Genomic DNA, 16,973 nt, shown 5'->3' on the forward strand with positions numbered 1-16,973 from the left:
CCCTAACCCGGCGAGCAACCGCTACCACCGGTCGATCCCGCCGCCCTTTTGGCGCGGGCAGGCTTGATCACCCAGGCGAGAGTAACACTTCCTGCTAGTACCAACCAAAAGTAGGCAGCGAGTATAGCTACGCCAATCTCAACAATTCCGGAAATCGCCGATAGAGCCAGCACCGTCGACCGCCCTTCCCAACCCAGCATGGCGTCGTGCAACGGCGGGGCCAGCTTCCGCTTCTCCAATCGTGCGGTCAGGTCGTAATGGTGCAAGGTCAGCACAAAGATATACCCGAAGATCAGCCAGGCTGGGACGCCGCCGAGCACACCGACCGCGACCGCGAAGAGATACTCCGCCGCACGCAGCGCCGCCGGCACCAGCCAGTCCAGGGCCCCGCCGTGCGCGGCCCGAGCCCCCGCGGCGGCCAGCAGCAGCCCACCGAGCCCGACCAACGCCGTCCACCGCGGGAGGGGGTCCGCACCGAAGAGCGCGAGCCCGAGCAACACCGCCGCCACCAGTACCGCCGACACCGCCAGCCCCAGCGGGCCCGGCCAGCGCAACGTCGGCAGGGCGCGGGCCAGCGGTCCGTCGTCGCGATGCAGGCTGGTATCCACCAGATTCAATACTCCGACCTGCATCGAGCGGGCCCGCAGCAGCCGCAGCGCCGCGGTGTACCCAAGCGCCAGCACCATCCCGGTCAGCACCGCGAGGAGGGCGACCCGCTGGTCAAACAGGGCCGCCGCCAGGGCGATCAACGCCCATCGCTCACCGATCGGGAAGACCACCGTCCGCTTCAGCCAGTAGGTCACCGAACCGACGTCGGCCTGCACCCGGTTGGAGGCGGCACTGAGCCGGGCACCGAACCCACCCGACGAGGTCGCCCGCGGCCGACGGGCCGCCTCGTCGTGCATCGCGCCGTACCAGGTGTCGCTCATGTGGCGGACGGTCTGCACGGCCATCGCGGCGATCGCCAGGGCCCAGCCGTAACGGAATCCGGCCTGGGTGGCGCCGTAGCCAAGGCCGGCGTAGACGATGAACTCCTTGGCCCGGTCGGCCATGGTGTCGAGCCACCCGCCCCAGGCGCTGAAGTTACGGGTGTAGCGGGCGAGTTGCCCATCCACGCAGTCCAGCACGAAACCCAGGTAGAGCAGCACCGCACCGGCGACCAACGCGGGCCGCCCCCCGGCGCCGAAGAGCAGCGCAGCCGCCACCGCGAACGCCACCGAGAACATCGTGACCGTGGTGGGGCTCAGCCGGAGTCGGGCCGCCGCCTTGGTCACATACGGCGACCAGGTACTGACAAAGAAGGTGGTGAAGAAGTCATCGCGCTCCTTCACCGCCAGCCGCAACTCAGCCCGGTCCGGGTCGACGGCGGAGACGGCCGCCTCGGCTGCGGCCCGGTCGTCGGCAGCGGTGACCCGGTGCGCGACGAGTAGGCGTACCCGGTGGGCGAAGGTCACCGCGTCGCGGGCCACCAGGTTGGCGAAGAGCCGGTCAACGGCGGGCTCGTCGTCCACCAGACCGTGGGCCGTAGCGGCTCCCACCGGCACGACCTCAGCGGCGGTCGCACGCGCGGCGGCGACCAGGATCGGCAGATTTGCCGGATCCACCCGCAGCGCACCACCAAACACACCGGTGGCCTCGCCGTCCAGTGCCGCCGGCGACCCAGCGGCCACCACCTGCCCACGATCCTCTCGGACCACCGTCCGACCGGGCATCGGCGAATCGGCGAGCACCAGCGCCACCGTCGGCTCAGCCGGGCTGGTCGCGAGGTGCCGCAGGACGGCCGTGTGCGCGACCAGATCAGCGCCGGTGACGAGAACCGGGCCGGTAGCCGACTCCGCCAGGTCAGCCAGCGTGGCCAGGTCACCGACCAGCCGCACCTCATCAATCCCCGCGTGGCGGCACTGTCCGGCCAGGCGGTCGGCGAGGCCCGCTGATCCGTCGTCAGTCAACACGAGCGCGAGCGTCACCGGGCCACCGCCCCGTGGTACGCGGCCAGCGCCTGGGCCATCGTCCCGTCCACTACCATTCGGCCGGCATCGAGGTAGAAGCCGCGCCGGCAGAACCGGGTCAGGTCCTGTTCGTTATGTGATACCAGCACCAGGGTGCGCCCCTCTCCGAGCAGACGGTCGATCGTCGCATAGCACCGCTGGCGGAATTCGGCGTCCCCGACCGCGGTCACCTCGTCCATCAACAAGACGGGGTGCGGCAGGTGCGAAATGATCGCAAATCCGAGCCGGACTTTCATGCCGGACGAGTAGTGCCGCACCGACGTGTCGAGGGCCTGCTCCACCTGCTTGCCCGCGAACGACACGATCTCGTCCACCCGGCGACGCAGGTAGCTCGGTGAGAGACCGTGTAGGCCCCCAACCAGATACAGGTTCTCCCGGCCGGTCAGCTCGGCGGAGAAGCCGGCGGAGAGCTCCAGCAGCGGAGCGACCGCGCCGCGCACGGTGATCCAACCCTCATCGGGGATCAGCACCCCGGCGATGAGCCGCAGCAGGGTGCTCTTGCCGGTGCCGTTGCGGCCGATCACCCCGACCGTGTCGCCGGCCGCAATCGAGAAGGAGAGATCCCGAAGCGGCCAGAACCGACCATCGGCACGACCACCGCGACGCCCCTGGTGCAGGGCGAGGTCCCGCAGCCGCAGTTGCCGGCGGCGGTTCCGGACGAAGCGAATTCCGAGCCCCGCTGCTTCGATGATCTGATCGGCCATCTCACAGCTCCTTGAGGACCGCCGGTTCGAGGCGGCGGAACGTCCACCAACCGACGGCGAGCACCAATAAACAGCCGGTAATCGTGGTACCGAGTAACTGGGCATCGGGGAACTCGTCGGGGTACCAGACCGCGTGGTGTAGTTGGAAGATCCCGACCAGGGGGTTTAGCTCGTACCCGACTTTAAGCCAGTCGGGCAGGCTGGAGTCCCGAACTAGGCCGAAAGGGTAAATGATCGGTGTGGCGTAGAAGAGCACCCGGACGACCAACCGCATGACTCGCTCGACGTCGCGCATCAACACGTTGGCCGCGGAGAGCAACAGGGCCAGGCCGACCAGCAGAACGCCCTGAAGGGTGATGGCCAGCGGGAGGGCGAGCACCGACCAGCCGGGGTGAATCCGCCCCGCCACCGCGTACACCGCCGCGGCCGCCACCAGGAGGGGCAGGCCGGCCAGGTACTCGGCGACCCGCCCGGCAACCCGCCCGATCGGAAAGAACTGGCGGGGAAGGTTCATCGTGGTGATCAACCTGGCCTGGCCGGTCAGCGCGTTGGTCGCCTCCCCCAGCGCGGAGCTAGCCCACATCCAGGCGAAGATCCCGGTGAACAGGAACAACGGGTACGAGTCAGCCGCCTCGCCTAGATACCGACCAGTGTCCCGCTCGTACAGCACACCGAAGACGAACCAGTAGGTGGCTCCGAAGCCCAGCGGCTCGATCAGGGACCAGAGATAACCCAACGCGGACTGCTGGTACTTAACCGCGAGGTCCCGCCGAACGAGGATGCGTAGCGCGCCCCGATGCGACCAGAGTGTCCCGACGCCAGCGTTCACCGCGTCGCCTCCTGCCCGGTCCGCGCCGCACCCCCGGTGCGCCGGTGGCGCTCAGCACTCGATCACGTTGACGGCGAGGCCGCCTCGCGCCGTCTCCTTGTACTTGACCTTCATGTCCGCCCCGGTCTCCCGCATCGTCTTGATCACCTTGTCGAGCGAGACGTGGTGCACACCATCACCCCGCAACGCGAGCCGGGCAGCCGTGATCGCCTTGATGCTAGCCACCGCGTTCCGCTCGATGCAGGGGATCTGCACGAGGCCGCCGACCGGATCGCACGTCAGCCCCAGGTTGTGTTCCATGCCGATCTCGGCGGCGTTCTCCACCTGCTCCGGGCTGCCCCCCAGCGCCTCGGCCAGCCCGGCCGCCGCCATCGAGCAGGCCGAACCCACCTCACCCTGGCAACCCACCTCAGCGCCGGAGATGGAGGCGTTCTCCTTGAACAGCACACCGATGGCGCCGGCGGCGAGCAGGAACCGCACCACACCATCCGGGGTGGCACCCGGCCCGAACCGGTCGTAGTAGTGCAGGACCGCCGGAATAATCCCAGCCGCGCCGTTGGTTGGCGCGGTCACCACCCGGCCACCACCGGCGTTCTCCTCGTTGACCGCGAGGGCGAAGAGGGTCACCCAATCCATCGCGCGCAGCGGATCCACCGCCCCCCGGCCCGCCGTCGACCGCATCGGGTCGGCGTCCATCATCAGACCGCGGTACAGCTCGGCGGCCCGCCGCCGGACCCGCAGCCGGCCGGGGAGCACACCGTCGCGTTCGCAGCCCCGCGCCACGCACTCCCGCATCACCCGCCAGATCTCCAGCAGGCCGGCGCGCACCTCCCGCTCGCTCCGCCAGGACAGCTCGTTGGCGAGCATGACCTCACTGATGGACAGCCCGGTCTCCCGGGTCACGGCCAGCAGCTGCGCACCGGTCGAGAAGGGGTAGCGCACCGGGGTGGTATCCGAGGTGATCCGGTCCGCCCCCGCCGCCGCCTCATCCACGACGAACCCACCGCCAACCGAGTAGTAGGTACGGGCCCGGAGCTCGCCACTGGTCGAGTCGTAGGCGGCGAAGGTCATCCCGTTCGGGTGGTACGGCAGTGACCGGCGGCGGTGCAGCACCAGGTCCCGAGCCGGATCGAAGTCAATCTCATGTGCGGCGAGCAGCGAGAGCCGGTGTTCGGCGCGGATCTGATCAATCCAGCCCTCCACGGCGTCGGTGTCGACCGTCTCCGGCTCCTCACCGGCGAGCCCGAGCAGGACCGCCCGATCGCTGCCGTGGCCGCGACCGGTCGCTCCCAATGAACCGAACAGCTCGGCGCGGATCCGTACCGTCGCGTTGAGCAGCCCGTCCGCCTTGAGGCCGGCGACGAACGTCCGGGCGGCACGCATCGGCCCGACGGTGTGCGAGCTGGACGGCCCGATACCGACACTGAAGAGATCGAAAATACTGATCATTGCTGCACTTCCTCGCCGTCCTACCCGCCGTGCGGGCACCGGTCCGGGTGACCGCCGTCAAACGGACATCCCGGGTGCCCGGATCTGTCGGGCCGGCCGGCCAGCCTACCCGCCCCGGCCCCGACACCCACCCTGATGTCGCAGCCCACACCGGGGCCCGCCCTTGCCGAAGCGGTCCGGCGAGAGCGGACAGGCCGGTCAGCGCGGGCGCCAACCCCTCGCCGGCAAGCGATCAGGCGAAAGCGGACAGACCGGTCAACCGCTGCCCGATGACAAGCTGGTGGATCTCGGAGGTGCCCTCATAGGTAAGCACGCTCTCCAGGTTGTTGGCGTGCCGCAGCACCGGGTATTCACCGGAGACGCCGTTGGCCCCCAGGATCGTGCGGCATTGCCGGGCGATGGCCAACGCCTCCCGCACGTTGTTGAGCTTGCCCACGCTGACCTGGTCGGGGCGGAGCCGATGGGCGTCAGCGAGCCGACCGAGCTGCAAGGCCAACAGGTAGCCCTTGCTCCACTCCACCGCCATGTCGGCGAGCTTCGCCTGGGTGAGCTGGAACCCGGCGAGCGGGCGGCCGAACTGGGTACGGCTGCTCGCGTACTGCAGCGCCGTCTCCAGGCAGTCCCGGGCCGCGCCGAGCGCGCCCCAGACAATCCCGTGCCGCGCTTCGGTGAGGCAGCCCAGCGGCGCCTTCAACCCGACGGCCTCGGGCAGTTGGGCCGATGCCGGCACCCGTACGTCGTCCAGAGAGATCTCCCCCGTCACCGACGCCCGGAGTGACATTTTGCGCCGGATCTCGCGCACCGTCACCCCGGGCGTCCTGGTCGGCACGGCGAAACCGCGGATCCCCTCGTCGGTGCGCGCCCAGATCACCGCGACGTCCGCAATCGTCGCGTTGGTGATCCACATCTTGGTGCCGTGCAGCACCCAGTCGTCGCCATCGCGACGGGCCCGGGTGGCCATCGACGCCGGGTCGGAACCGTGGTCCGGCTCGGTCAGCGCGAAACAGCCGATCGTCTCCCCGGTAGCCATCGTGGGCAGCCAACGCTGCTTCTGCTCCGCGCTGCCGTAGCGCCAGATGGCGTACATCGCCAGCGACCCCTGCACCGAGACCAGAGAGCGGATGCCCGAGTCACCTGCCTCCAACTCCAGGCAGGCCAGACCGTAGGCGATGGCCGAGGAGCCGGCGCAGCCATACCCGGTCAGGTGCATGCCGAGCAGGCCCAGCTTGCCGAACTCCCGGGCCAGTTCCCGGGCAGGCACGCGACCTTCCTCGTACCAGGCGGCGACGTACGGCCGCACCTGCTCGTCAACGAGTTGACGGACGACGGTGCGAATCTGCCGCTCCTCGGCGCTCAGCGACGAATCGACGTCCAGCAAGTCGAGAGGGCTCATAGCAGCACCTTAACGAAGACTCATCCCGCGTCGCTCAGTCGACCGCCGCGGGAAAGACGAATACCCGGGCATGGATCTGGTTACGCTGCTGCAGCGCGGCTCGCAGCGCCCGATGCAGCCCATCCTCCAGGTAGAGACCGCCGTTCCACTGCACCACGTGTGGAAACAGGTCGCCGTAGAAGGTCGAATCCTCGGCGAGGAGTTTGTCCAGCGCCAACTCACGCTTCGTAGTGATCAACTGATCCAGTCGCAACGGGCGCGGAGGGATCTCGGCCCACTGCTTGAGCGTCAGGCTGTGCTCGGGGTATGGACGCCCATCCCGGACCGCTCTGAAGATCACGACAGTTAGCTCCCCTCCCCGCGACCGGCTGCCCCGACCCGGCACCGCTGCACGCGACGCCGCGGGCAGCGGCGCCAATGACCATGTCAGCCTAACCGGCCAAGTCACGCCGTGTTCTACTGCTTTATGCCATTTTCGCCTCGACAGTTCGGTTTATCAACCGGACAAACCGCATTCTTCGGCATTAACTCCATCGACCACGGCGGACCACCTCGTCCACCGGGCGACGTCCACGGCGCAGCGACGATGATCGTTGATCCACCGCACGGTAGCCGATGGTGACCGCGCCGACCGGCTCATACTCCAGGGGCACACCAAAAGCGGCTCGATACTCCTCCAGCCGCTGCGGCGGAATACCGAAAAAGCACGCCCCCAGACCCTCATCAACGGCGGTGAGCAGCATCAACAACGCGGCGAAGCCGGTGTCGATGTACCAGTAGGGCATCGACCAGCGCCCCGTCGACCGGTCCGCCCACCCCTTGTCCGGCTCCGCGTACCGGTCCAGGTATGCCGACCGGTTGGCGTGCGGCACGATGATCAGCGGGGCCCGACGCATTCCGGCCAACCAGCGTTCCCGGCCGCCCGTACCCGGCGTGGTCGCCGCCCAGAACCGATCCCGATCCTCGGCGGCCTCCAACACCAGGAAACCCCACCCCTGGGAGAAGCCCGCCGACGGCGCCCGGATCGCATGCGCCAACACGCGGTCCACCACCTCCGGCGGGACCGGCCGATCCGGGTCGTAGTTACGGACCATCCGACGACGCCGGACCACCTCGACGAACTCCATCGCACCTCCTCGACTACGCCAGCCGGATGCCCCAGGCGCCGCGCCAGGTCTCACCCGGCCGTAACGTAATCAGATCCCGGCCAGAGCGAAACGCATCCGGCGGGCAGGTCATCGGCTCCAGCGCCACCGAACGCCGACGCCGTGGCCCGGGTCGGGTGTCCCCGGTGAAGACCTGCCACCAGCCGAACCGCCGGTCCGCCCAGACCCGAATCCGGGCCTCGCCGTCCGGGGCGGCCAGCTCAACCGCCGAACCGCCGTCGCCGTCACGGATCACGTCACCGAAGGTGTCGTCGAGCACCGCCCGGCCGATCCGACGCGGCGCGGTCCAGTCGTACTCGGTGCCGACGACCGAGGACTGGGCGATCGGTAGTAGCCGCCCGTCCACCTGCAACCGGCTCCGCGCCGGCAACCGCAGCACCACATCGTCCACCGAGCCGCCCGGCACCCGCAGGTACGGGTGCGCCGCGAAGCCGAAGGGCGCTGGTTCGCCGCCGCCGTTGGTCACCTCGTGCTCGGCGTGCAGCCCGTCCGGGCCGACACGCCACCGACTCCGCAGCCGAAGCGACCAGGGATAGCCGGGGGTCGCGGCCAACTCATAGCCGAGCGTCACCGCGTCGGCCGATCGTTCCAGCAACTGCCAAGGCACCCAGTTGACCAGCCCGTGGAAGGCCGCGTTGTGCTCCGGATCGCTGATCGCCAGCTGAAGGTCGCGGCCCTCGAAGTGGTAGCTACCGTCCCGAAGCCGGTTCGGCCAGGGAGCGAGCACCTGGCCGGCGGAGTCCGGGCACAGCTCGGCTGAGCTGTACCCGTCCAGGTGCTCCACCCCGTCGGACCGGTAGGTACGGATTCCACCACCAACCTCGACGATCACCGCCTCGTGTCCGGCAGCCGCGATGGTCCACTGTGCCCCCGAAGGGGCCCACTGCCCGGGGAAGTCCATCCCCGGACCTTAACCGGTCAAACCCGCTGCTCGCTGGCGACAGCGGCCGCCCGATAGCGAATCAGGGCCGGGAAGGCCACCGCCAGCCCGAGCGCGAATACGGCCGAGAGCAGACCACCACCGACCCAGGCGACACCGCTGCCGAAGCCACCCGCCATCGCGCCGGCCCGCAGATCACCGAGGCGCGGTCCCCCGGCGACGACCACCGTGTTCACCCCCTGAAGCCGGCCCCGCATCCGGTCCGGCGCGTAGACCAACAGCATCGACTGGCGAATCACCGCGCTGACCAGATCAGCCGCCCCGGCGACCGCGAGCAACAGGACCATCAGCCAGAGCTGCTGGGCCAACCCCGCCGCCGCGACCGCCAGACCCCAGCCGACTACCACCACGACCAGCCCGAGCCCCTGCCGGCGCAGCCGGCTGATCCAGCCGGAGGTGAGGCCGGCCAGCATGGCGCCGATCGCGATGGCGCTGAAGAGCCAGCCGACCGCCGCCCCGCCGCCGAACCGCTCCTCGGCGATCTCCGGAAACAACGCCCGTGGCATCGCCAGCACCATCGCGATCAGGTCAATGCCGAACGACAACAGCAGCACCGGCGTGGTGGCCAGGTACCGGAGTCCGTCCCTGATCCCCGCCAACCCACCACGCCGCGCCTCGCCGTCGCGAAGCGGCTCCGGCGGCATCGCCGGCAGCCGCAGCGCGGCCACCACCAACCCGGTGAACAGGAGCGCGTCCGCCGCGTACGCGATCGGCAGTCCACGCTCGGTGCCGCCGACCGCGAAGATCAAACCGGCGGCGAGCGGACCGACCACCGAGGCCGCCGTGAAGGCGGTGTAGTTCAGGGTGGCTGCCGCCGGAACCAGCCCCGGTGGCAGCAGTCGGGGCAGAGCCGCGGATCGCGCCGGCGAGCTGATCGCGAAGCCGGCCGAGTGGACGGCCACCAGCGCCAGCAGCAGCACCGGGCTGCCCACGCCGAACGAGGCCTGCGCCAGCAGGCCGAGCATCGTGGTCCAGAGCAGCGCCGAACCGGCGAGCAGCACCCGACGCCGGTCCCGCGCATCGGCCACCGCTCCACCCCAGAGCCCAAAGAGCAGCAGGGGTACAAAACCGGCGAGGCCGAGCAGGCCGACCCAGAAGGACTCTCCGGTCAGGGCGTACATTTCGACCGAGACGGCGACCGAGGTGAGCTGGAAGCCGAACATCGCCATGGTGTTGCCGAGCCACATCCGACGGAACGCCGGCACCGACAGCGGACGCAGGTCGATCGCCCACCGGCCGCTCCGCCGCTGGGCCTGACGCACCTCGGTCACGGCGCCAGCCGCTCGACGACCCAGCCGCCCCCGTCGGTGACACGGAACCGCAGCCGGTCGTGCAGCCGGCTCGCCTGGCCCTGCCAGAACTCCACCTCGTCGGGGCGAACCCGAAAGCCACCCCAGTGCGGCGGCGCCGGGATCGACGACCCGTCAACGAAGCGCTCCGCCACCGCCCGGTACGCGGCGTCCAGCGCGGCCCGGTCCGGGAGCACTCGCGACTGCTCACTCGCCCACGCCCCGAGTTGGGAGCCCCGCGGCCGGCTGGCGAAGTACGCCTCGGTCTCGGCACGCTCGAGCCGCTCCACCCGGCCGGTCACCACCACCTGGCGCTCCAGCACGAACCAGGGGAAGACCAGGCTCGCGTACGGGCTGGCGGCTAGCTCGGTGCCCTTGCGCGACCCATAGTTGGTGAACAGGACGAAGCCGTCCGGTCCATACCCCTTCAGCAGCACCGTACGGGCGCTCGGCCGGCCAGCCGCGTCGGCGGTGCCGAGCACCATCGCGTTCGGCTCGGGCAGACCGCCGGCCACCGCTTCGGTGAACCAGCGGTCGAACTGGGCATACCAGTCACCGGCCAGGTTCGTCTCGGTCAGGCCCAGGTCCGCGGCGTACTCGTTACGCAGGTTCGCCGGCGGCACTGTGTCGCCTGTCACATCCACTCCCCTCCCAGATGGCAGGCCGACCCGTTGTGGCGCTGGCAGCCTGCCCGTACACCCCAGTGTCACTGATCCCCCGACGGCCGTTCCGGCCGGGGATGTCGCGTGAGGCACAACGGTCACGGGTCGAAAGTCCCGTAGTCAGCAGGCAAGATGTCACGAACACATCCCTGAGGGTCGCCATGGGCGCCGGGCCCGACGAGGGCCCGTCCCGGGCGCACCGTGCCAGATCCAGGAGACGACATGGCCGACTTCAAACCGGGACTGGAGGGCGTCATAGCCTTCGAGACCGAGATCGCCGAACCCGACCGGGAGGGTGGCTCGCTGCGTTATCGCGGCGTGGACATCGAAGATCTCATCGGTCAAGTCTCGTTCGGCAACGTCTGGGCCCTGTTGGTGGATGGACGATTCGGCCCGGGGCTACCGCCGGCCGAGCCATTCCCCGTCCCGGTTCACTCCGGTGACATTCGGGTGGACGTACAGTCCGCGGTGGCGATGCTCGCCCCGTACTGGGGTCTACACCAGCTGCTCGACATCGCCGACGAGCAGGCCCGCGAGGACCTGGCCCGGGTATCGGTAACCGCGCTCTCCTTCGTTGCCCAGTCCGCGCGGGGCCTGGGCCTGCCGGCCGTGCCGCAGAAGGAGATCGACAAGGCCTCCACCATCGTCGAGCGCTTCATGAAGCGCTGGCGGGGCGAGCCGGACCCGCGGCACGTCAAGGCCGTGGACGCGTACTTCATCTCGGCCGCCGAGCACGGCCTGAACGCCTCCACCTTCACCGCCCGCATCGTCGCCTCCACCGGCGCGGACGCGGCGGCCTGCATCTCCTCCGGCATCGGTGCGCTCTCCGGGCCGCTGCACGGCGGTGCGCCCTCCCGGGTGCTGAACATGCTCGAGGCAGTGGAGCGCAGTGGTGACGCCGAGGGGTACGTCCGGGGCGTGCTCGACCGCGGTGAGCGGCTGATGGGCTTCGGTCATCGGGTCTACCGGGCCGAGGACCCGCGCGCCCGGGTGCTTCGCCGCACCGCCAAGGAGTTGGGGGCCCCACGCTTCGAGGTCGCCGAGGCCCTGGAGAAGGCCGCCCTGGCCGAACTGCACAGCCGCAAGCCGGACCGGGTTCTCGCCACCAATGTCGAGTTCTGGTCCGCGGTCGTGCTGGACTTCGCCGAGGTGCCCGCCCACATGTTCACCTCGATGTTCACCTGCGCCCGAATGGGCGGCTGGAGCGCCCACATTCTGGAGCAGAAGAAGCTTCAGCGGCTCGTCCGCCCCTCCGCCCGCTACGTCGGACCCGGCCCCCGCCGGCCGCACGAGGTCGAGGGCTGGGACCAGGTTCCGCACGGCGTCTGACCGTCGCCCGAGCTGGGACGAGGTTCCGCAGGGCGTCGCACGGTCGCCCGAACTGAGACCAGGTTCCGCACGGCGTCGGACCGTCATCCGAGCTGAGCCAACCGCACCGGCGGGGCTGTGGCGTACGCCTCACCCCCGCCGGTGAGACCGGCGGCCATCCAAGAGGCGACGGGTGTAAGGATGAGAGCTGGCAGCGCCGCCGTTCGGAGAGGATCGGCCGTGCGCGCCCCGCATTGCGCGCCCTCGATCCACTCCAGCACATCCCCGGCCCCTCCCTCGCCCTTGCGGAAGGAATCCAAGACCGTGGCTGACGCATCGACCATCCGAATTCCCGACGACATCAAACCCGCCGACGGGCGATTCGGCTGCGGCCCGTCCAAGGTTCGTCCGGCGGCGGTCTCCGCGCTCGCGGCGGCGGCGAACGGCTATCTCGGCACCTCGCACCGCAAGAGCACGGTCCGCAACGAGGTCGCCCGGCTACGCCGGGGGATCGCCGAGTTCTTCGCCCTGCCCGAGGGGTACGAGGTCGTCCTCGGTAACGGCGGCACCACCGCCTTCTGGGAGGTCGCCGCGTTCGGCCTGATCCGGGACCGGGCCCAGTTCGCCAGCTTCGGCGAGTTTGGCGCCAAGTTCGCCAAGTCTGTCCAGGACGCACCGTTCCTCGGTGCGCCGACCATTCACCAGTCGCCGGCCGGTAGCGCCCCGAGCCTGGTGGCGGAGGCCGGCGTGGATGTCTACGCCACCCCGCACAACGAGACCTCCACTGGTGTCGCGGTGCCGATTCACCGGGTGCCCGGCGCGGACGAGGACGCGCTGCTGCTGGTCGACGGCACCTCCGGCGCCGGCGGTTTGGAGGTCAACGTCGGCGAAACCGACGTCTACTACTTCGCCCCGCAGAAGTGCTTCGGTTCCGACGGCGGTCTGTGGCTGGCCCTGATGTCCCCGGCGGCGTTGGCCCGCGCGGCCGAAGTCAAGGCCACCGGCCGCTACATCCCGGCCTTCCTCGACCTGAGCACGGCGATCGACAATTCGCGGCTGGAGCAGACGTACAACACTCCCGCCCTGGCCACCATTCTCCTCGCCGCGGAGCAGACCGACTGGATGAACGCGCAGGGGGGCCTGACCTGGGCAGCCAAGCGCACCGCGGAGAGCGCCGGCATCATCTATGGCTGGGCGGAGCGCTCCCCGGTAGCCACGCCGTTCGTCACCGATCCGGCGCTGCGCTCCAACGTGGTCGCCACCGTTGACTTCGTGGACGAGGTGGACGCCACCGCCGTCGCGAAGGCGCTGCGAGCGAACGGGATCGTGGACACCGAGCCATACCGCAAGCTCGGTCGTAACCAGCTGCGCATCGCCCTCTTCCCAGCGATCGAACCAGCCGATGTGGAGGCGTTGACCGCGGCCATCGACCACGTGGTCGAACGACTCTGACCGCCCGTCACGGTGGGTGGCCTTCCGGACCCCGGCAGCCACCCACCGTGATCATTGTCGCAGCTCCGTCGGGAATCGCGGGGTGTCGGTTCCCCCACCTGCGCGCCGATGGGCGTACGGTGGTGCGAGACGCCCGGGTGGCTCGCCTGTGGCGCGGGCCAGCGAAGCGGGACGGAGGCAGACCATGCGCCCAGTACGCTTCGTCGCCCTCTCCGAGGACGGCCAGGCACTGGTCCTCACCGACGAGGTCGGGCGACTTCTCGCGCTCCCCCTTGACGAGCGCGTCTCCACCGCCCTGCACACCGAGCCCGGGGCCGCACCCCTGGCGGTGGCCTCGACGCCGGGCACCGATCCGGCCCCGACCCTGGCCCCACGCGACATCCAGGCCCGGATCCGGGCCGGTGAGTCCGCTGAGGATGTCGCCCGGATCGCTAGCGTCCCCGTTGACCGCGTGCTGCGCTACGCCGGCCCGGTTCTCCAGGAGCGGGCCATGCTCGCCCAGCATGCCCGGCGCACCCGCCTGCGGGGGGCCGAGAAGCCGACCCCGCTCGCCGAGGTGGTCAACGGTCGGCTGTCCCAGCACGGCATCGACACTGAGAAGATCTCGTGGGATGCGTGGCGTCGCGACGACGGGACCTGGCGCATCGTCGCCACCTGGCCCTCCGGCAAGGCCACCGCCCAGGCGGTGTGGGAGCTGGAGAAGTCCCGGCAGTCGGTCACGCCGCACGACGACATGGCGCAGTACCTCTGCGCCGAGCGTCCCATGCCGATCCTCGGGCAGGAATCGACGTCCGATCGTGGTGGCCACGGGCTGCCCGGCCCGGCACGGGCCGAGCCCGGGCGCGGTGGGCACGCCCTGCCAGGTCCGGCTGAGCCCGCCCGGCCGAGCCGCGATCCGATTCGTGCCGGTCGGGACGCCCTGCTCGCCTCCCTGGACCGCCCACTCGGCGGTGCTTCCGGCCGTGGCCTTGAGCCCCGGAGCCCGGCTACCCCGGAGGCGCCGCGGCCACGAACAGTCGCTGGCGGCGCGGCGGCGCTACTCGGCGGCGGCCCGGGTTCGGCCTTCGACGACGACTCGGACGCGCCGAAGGAGGTGCCGGCTGTCCCCTCGCTGGCCGTGCTCCGGCCGCGCCGTACGGGTGCCGCGACGGCGGGCAGCACCGAGTCGGGCGAGAGCAGCAGCAAACCGCGCAAGCGGCTACCGAGCTGGGACGACGTGCTCTTCGGCAGCGCCCCGGCAGCCCGCGAGTCCTCCTGACTCACAGCTGCCAGCCGGCCAGGCGGTCATAGCTTCGGCGCGGGCCCGGTTGGCTGCGCGTCAACACCAGTTCCCGCGCCGACCACTGCGGGCCCTCGTAGGCCTGTAGCGCCGCGACATCGGCCGCCACCTCGGCCGACGGCAGTCGGTCGCGGGGCCGGGCCACCGTCAGGTGCGGGCGCAACGGCTTCTCGTCGTAGCGCAGGTCGTTGGCCCGCAGCCGGGATCGGACCAGTCGTCCCAGCAGGTGCAGCTGCGCCACCTCACCCCGCAGGTCCACCCACAGGACGGTGGAGCGGCCCTGTCCGAACGTCCCGCCGCCAGCCAGGCGAAGCCGCGGCGGGCTCGGCCATGAGTCGCGTGACCGCCGCGCAGCCTGGTCGAGCGAGCGCTCCACGTCCCCCAGCCGGTCCGCTGCCACCGCTGCGAGGAAGGCGAGCGTGACGTGCGCCTGGGTCGGGTCGGCGAGGCGGACACCGACGCCGGCGCCGGCGGCCCTGCCGACTCGCAGCTCCGTGACCCGCACGCGGAGGTGCTCCACCGCCGCTGGTGGCGGGTAGACGGCGACGAAGAGTCTCAACCTGACCGCCGTCGCTCCGCCAACTACCACTCAACGGTGGCGCTGTCGGTGCTCGGGCCGGGCTGCCGGCAAGATCAGCCCCGCCCGGTGCAGCAGTCCCTCGACCCGGACCCGCTCAATCTCCCGGTCCGCCCCGGTCAGCTCGTCCAGGTGCTGCGTGATTCCGAGGGCGGCACAGGCCAGCCGAAGTCGACCGTCGTAGCTGGCGAGCGCCGCTTCATGCCAGGCGGTGGCCCGCCCGTACCCGAACCGATGGCCCCGGAGCTGGCGGAGCTCCGTGGCGAGTTTTTCCAGGGGCTGCCGATCCGGTCGGTCCAGCCGACTCAGGTCGATGTTCCGGGTGAGCGCGTCGGCCTCGACCGCCCGATCCAGGCGAGCGATTATCCGCCGTTCCCGGTGCCGGTTCCGCCACTGCGCCCATCGGAAGGCGAAGCGGTCAACCAGTTCGTCGGCGCAGATGAGCAGGGCGATCAGCATGGGTAGGCACACCACGGCAGCGACCATCAGGGTCACCAGCAGCGCACGTCCCACCTCCACGCCCCGACGCTAAGCCGGTTGCGATCGCCCTGCCACCGATTTGCCGTAATAAACCGTTTTGTCCGCTTGGACGCGGGGCTCACACCCGTTCGGTGACGTAGAAGCGGGGCATCGGCAGCACCCGGAACCGCAGCCGAGCTCCCGAGCGGCGCAGCTGCCAGACCAGGGCGAGCAGCGCGGCGGTGAGGGAGACCAGCCCGCCCATCCAAATGCTGGCCCCGGCGCCGTACGTCTCGGCGAGCCACCCGATGACCGGCGCGCCGACCGGGTTGGTGCCCAGGAAGACCAGCACCCACAGCGCCATGACCCGGCCCCGGAAGGCGGCGTCAGTGCCCAGTTGGATGCGCTGGTTGCAGGCCTGGGCGAAGAAGACCGTGGAGAAGCCGGTCGGCAGGAGCAGCGCCACCACCAGCCAGTAGGTGGGAGCGAGCCCGACCAGGGTGCCGAAGATGGCGCAGACGATGGCCGCGGAGAGCACCAGCCACACCGAGGGGCGGCTGCGACGCCCGGTACCGGCCAGGGCCCCGGCCAGTGCGCCTACCGCGAGGGCGCTGCTGAACAGACCGAACGAGGCGGCCCCGGTGTCGAAGACGGTCTTGGCCAACGCGGCGAGAGTGAGCTGAAAATTGAAGAGTGAGGTGGCGATGACCGAGATCAGGAACATCGGCAGCAGCAGATCCGGCCGACCCCAGACGTAGCGCAGCCCGTCCACAACCCGGGCCGAGTCCCGCTCCTCGCGCGGCGGTAGCGCCTCGCGGTGCAGCTCGGCCGGGCGAATCCGGATCACGTTCACCAGCGGCGCGATCGAGCTGAGGGCGGTGACCAGGAAGACCGGCCCCACGTCAACGGCGGCGATGGCGAGGCCTGCGAGGGCGGGGCCGACGATTCGCGCGGAGTTGAAGGTCGCGGCATTGAGGGAGAGGGCGTTCGGCAGCAGCGGGGTGCCGACCAGTTCGGAGACGAAGGCCTGCCGGACCGGGGTTTCCACCGCGTTGGCGACGCCGAGGAGGGCGGCGAAGGTGAAGACGTGCCAGAGCTGCACCCGGCCGGTGATCACCAACAGGCTCATAGCCAGGGCCAACACCGTCCAGAACAGGTTGGCGGCGAAGAGCAGGACGCGCTTGTCGTACCGGTCGGCGAGCCGCCCGGAGATCAGCGTGAGCAACAGAACAGGAGCGAACTGGAGGGCGGTGACGATACCGAGCGCGGTGGCGGAGTTGTCGCTGAGCTCGAGGACGAGCCAGTCCTGGGCGATGAACATCATCCAGACGCCGATCAGCTTGATCAGCTGTCCGGAGGCGAATAGCCGGTAATTGCGGACCTGTAGGGACTGGAATATCGTGCTCAGCTTCTTCTGCACTCTTGGTGCGCCTCCCTCGCGTACGCGTCATCGCCGT

Annotated in this window: 16 protein-coding genes; 3 read left to right on the forward strand and 13 right to left on the reverse strand. The window is 70.1% G+C overall.

Annotated features, from left to right (window positions below):
* Nucleotides 1-2 precede the first annotated feature (2 nt).
* The 10 genes from B116_RS0109670 to pdxH all read right to left on the reverse strand — a co-directional run bounded on the left by B116_RS0109670 (nt 3) and on the right by pdxH (nt 10,423).
* The gene (locus tag B116_RS0109670) at nt 3-1,967 is read right to left on the reverse strand and encodes a DUF5941 domain-containing protein (RefSeq protein WP_027659959.1); all 1,965 of its coding nucleotides are present in this window, start codon (nt 1,965-1,967) and stop codon (nt 3-5) included.
* Complete coding sequence (locus B116_RS0109675) at nt 1,964-2,713, reverse strand: ABC transporter ATP-binding protein (RefSeq protein WP_018722338.1); 750 nt, start codon at nt 2,711-2,713, stop codon at nt 1,964-1,966. The genes B116_RS0109670 and B116_RS0109675 overlap by 4 nt, the downstream gene beginning before the upstream one ends.
* Nucleotide 2,714: 1 nt before the next feature.
* Nucleotides 2,715-3,542, reverse strand: a complete 828-nt coding sequence (locus B116_RS0109680; RefSeq protein ID WP_027659960.1) for an ABC transporter permease — start codon at nt 3,540-3,542, stop codon at nt 2,715-2,717.
* Between the two features lie 51 nt (nt 3,543-3,593).
* The gene (locus B116_RS0109685; protein ID WP_027659961.1) at nt 3,594-4,991 is read right to left on the reverse strand and encodes an L-serine ammonia-lyase; all 1,398 of its coding nucleotides are present in this window, start codon (nt 4,989-4,991) and stop codon (nt 3,594-3,596) included.
* Between the two features lie 232 nt (nt 4,992-5,223).
* The gene (locus tag B116_RS0109690; protein ID WP_027659962.1) at nt 5,224-6,384 is read right to left on the reverse strand and encodes an acyl-CoA dehydrogenase family protein; all 1,161 of its coding nucleotides are present in this window, start codon (nt 6,382-6,384) and stop codon (nt 5,224-5,226) included.
* Between the two features lie 34 nt (nt 6,385-6,418).
* Nucleotides 6,419-6,724, reverse strand: coding sequence for a type II toxin-antitoxin system VapB family antitoxin (locus B116_RS0109695; protein ID WP_018722342.1), 306 nt, complete (start codon nt 6,722-6,724; stop codon nt 6,419-6,421).
* A gap of 184 nt (nt 6,725-6,908) precedes the next feature.
* Entirely contained in the window at nt 6,909-7,511 is a 603-nt protein-coding gene (locus B116_RS0109700) for a nitroreductase family protein (protein WP_027659963.1), read from the reverse strand.
* A gap of 13 nt (nt 7,512-7,524) precedes the next feature.
* The gene (locus tag B116_RS0109705) at nt 7,525-8,451 is read right to left on the reverse strand and encodes an aldose 1-epimerase family protein (RefSeq protein ID WP_018722344.1); all 927 of its coding nucleotides are present in this window, start codon (nt 8,449-8,451) and stop codon (nt 7,525-7,527) included.
* Between the two features lie 17 nt (nt 8,452-8,468).
* Nucleotides 8,469-9,761, reverse strand: coding sequence for an MFS transporter (locus B116_RS0109710; RefSeq protein ID WP_018722345.1), 1,293 nt, complete (start codon nt 9,759-9,761; stop codon nt 8,469-8,471).
* Nucleotides 9,758-10,423, reverse strand: coding sequence for a pyridoxamine 5'-phosphate oxidase (pdxH, locus tag B116_RS0109715; protein WP_027659964.1), 666 nt, complete (start codon nt 10,421-10,423; stop codon nt 9,758-9,760). Before pdxH ends, B116_RS0109710 begins: the two co-directional genes overlap by 4 nt.
* 240 nt (nt 10,424-10,663) lie before the next feature.
* Between pdxH and B116_RS0109720 the strand changes: the two genes are divergently transcribed.
* The 3 genes from B116_RS0109720 to sepH all read left to right on the forward strand — a co-directional run bounded on the left by B116_RS0109720 (nt 10,664) and on the right by sepH (nt 14,459).
* Nucleotides 10,664-11,770, forward strand: coding sequence for a citrate synthase 2 (locus B116_RS0109720; RefSeq protein WP_018722347.1), 1,107 nt, complete (start codon nt 10,664-10,666; stop codon nt 11,768-11,770).
* A 303-nt stretch (nt 11,771-12,073) separates the two neighbouring features.
* On the forward strand, nt 12,074-13,201 hold the full coding sequence (gene serC / locus B116_RS0109725; protein ID WP_027659965.1) for a phosphoserine transaminase: 1,128 nt from the start codon (nt 12,074-12,076) through the stop codon (nt 13,199-13,201).
* Between the two features lie 184 nt (nt 13,202-13,385).
* The gene (sepH, locus tag B116_RS0109730) at nt 13,386-14,459 is read left to right on the forward strand and encodes a septation protein SepH (RefSeq protein ID WP_018722349.1); all 1,074 of its coding nucleotides are present in this window, start codon (nt 13,386-13,388) and stop codon (nt 14,457-14,459) included.
* 1 nt (nt 14,460) lies between these two features.
* On the opposite strand, the gene thpR is transcribed toward sepH, so the two are convergent.
* The 3 genes from thpR to B116_RS0109745 form a co-directional block, all read right to left on the reverse strand.
* Nucleotides 14,461-15,039 (reverse strand): RNA 2',3'-cyclic phosphodiesterase, encoded by a 579-nt coding sequence (gene thpR / locus B116_RS0109735; protein WP_018722350.1) that lies wholly within the window; start codon nt 15,037-15,039, stop codon nt 14,461-14,463.
* Nucleotides 15,040-15,069: 30 nt separating this feature from the next.
* A complete protein-coding gene (locus B116_RS0109740) occupies nt 15,070-15,576 on the reverse strand; it encodes a hypothetical protein (protein ID WP_018722351.1) in 507 nt (168 codons plus the stop codon).
* Between the two features lie 79 nt (nt 15,577-15,655).
* Nucleotides 15,656-16,936: an MFS transporter gene (locus B116_RS0109745; RefSeq protein WP_018722352.1), complete on the reverse strand. Its 1,281-nt coding sequence runs from the start codon at nt 16,934-16,936 to the stop codon at nt 15,656-15,658.
* Between the last annotated feature and the right edge of the window lie 37 nt (nt 16,937-16,973).

This window comes from Salinispora fenicalii (assembly GCF_000514815.1).
Classification (GTDB): domain Bacteria; phylum Actinomycetota; class Actinomycetes; order Mycobacteriales; family Micromonosporaceae; genus Micromonospora; species Micromonospora fenicalii.

Coding starts and splice junctions, on each gene's coding strand:
- B116_RS0109675 (WP_018722338.1), bottom strand. CDS start 2,713: ATGGCCGATCAGATCATCGAAGCAGCGGGGCTCGGAATTCGCTTCGTC.
- B116_RS0109685 (WP_027659961.1), bottom strand. CDS start 4,991: ATGATCAGTATTTTCGATCTCTTCAGTGTCGGTATCGGGCCGTCCAGC.
- B116_RS0109690 (WP_027659962.1), bottom strand. CDS start 6,384: ATGAGCCCTCTCGACTTGCTGGACGTCGATTCGTCGCTGAGCGCCGAG.
- B116_RS0109700 (WP_027659963.1), bottom strand. CDS start 7,511: ATGGAGTTCGTCGAGGTGGTCCGGCGTCGTCGGATGGTCCGTAACTAC.
- B116_RS0109705 (WP_018722344.1), bottom strand. CDS start 8,451: ATGGACTTCCCCGGGCAGTGGGCCCCTTCGGGGGCACAGTGGACCATC.
- B116_RS0109720 (WP_018722347.1), top strand. CDS start 10,664: ATGGCCGACTTCAAACCGGGACTGGAGGGCGTCATAGCCTTCGAGACC.
- sepH (WP_018722349.1), top strand. CDS start 13,386: ATGCGCCCAGTACGCTTCGTCGCCCTCTCCGAGGACGGCCAGGCACTG.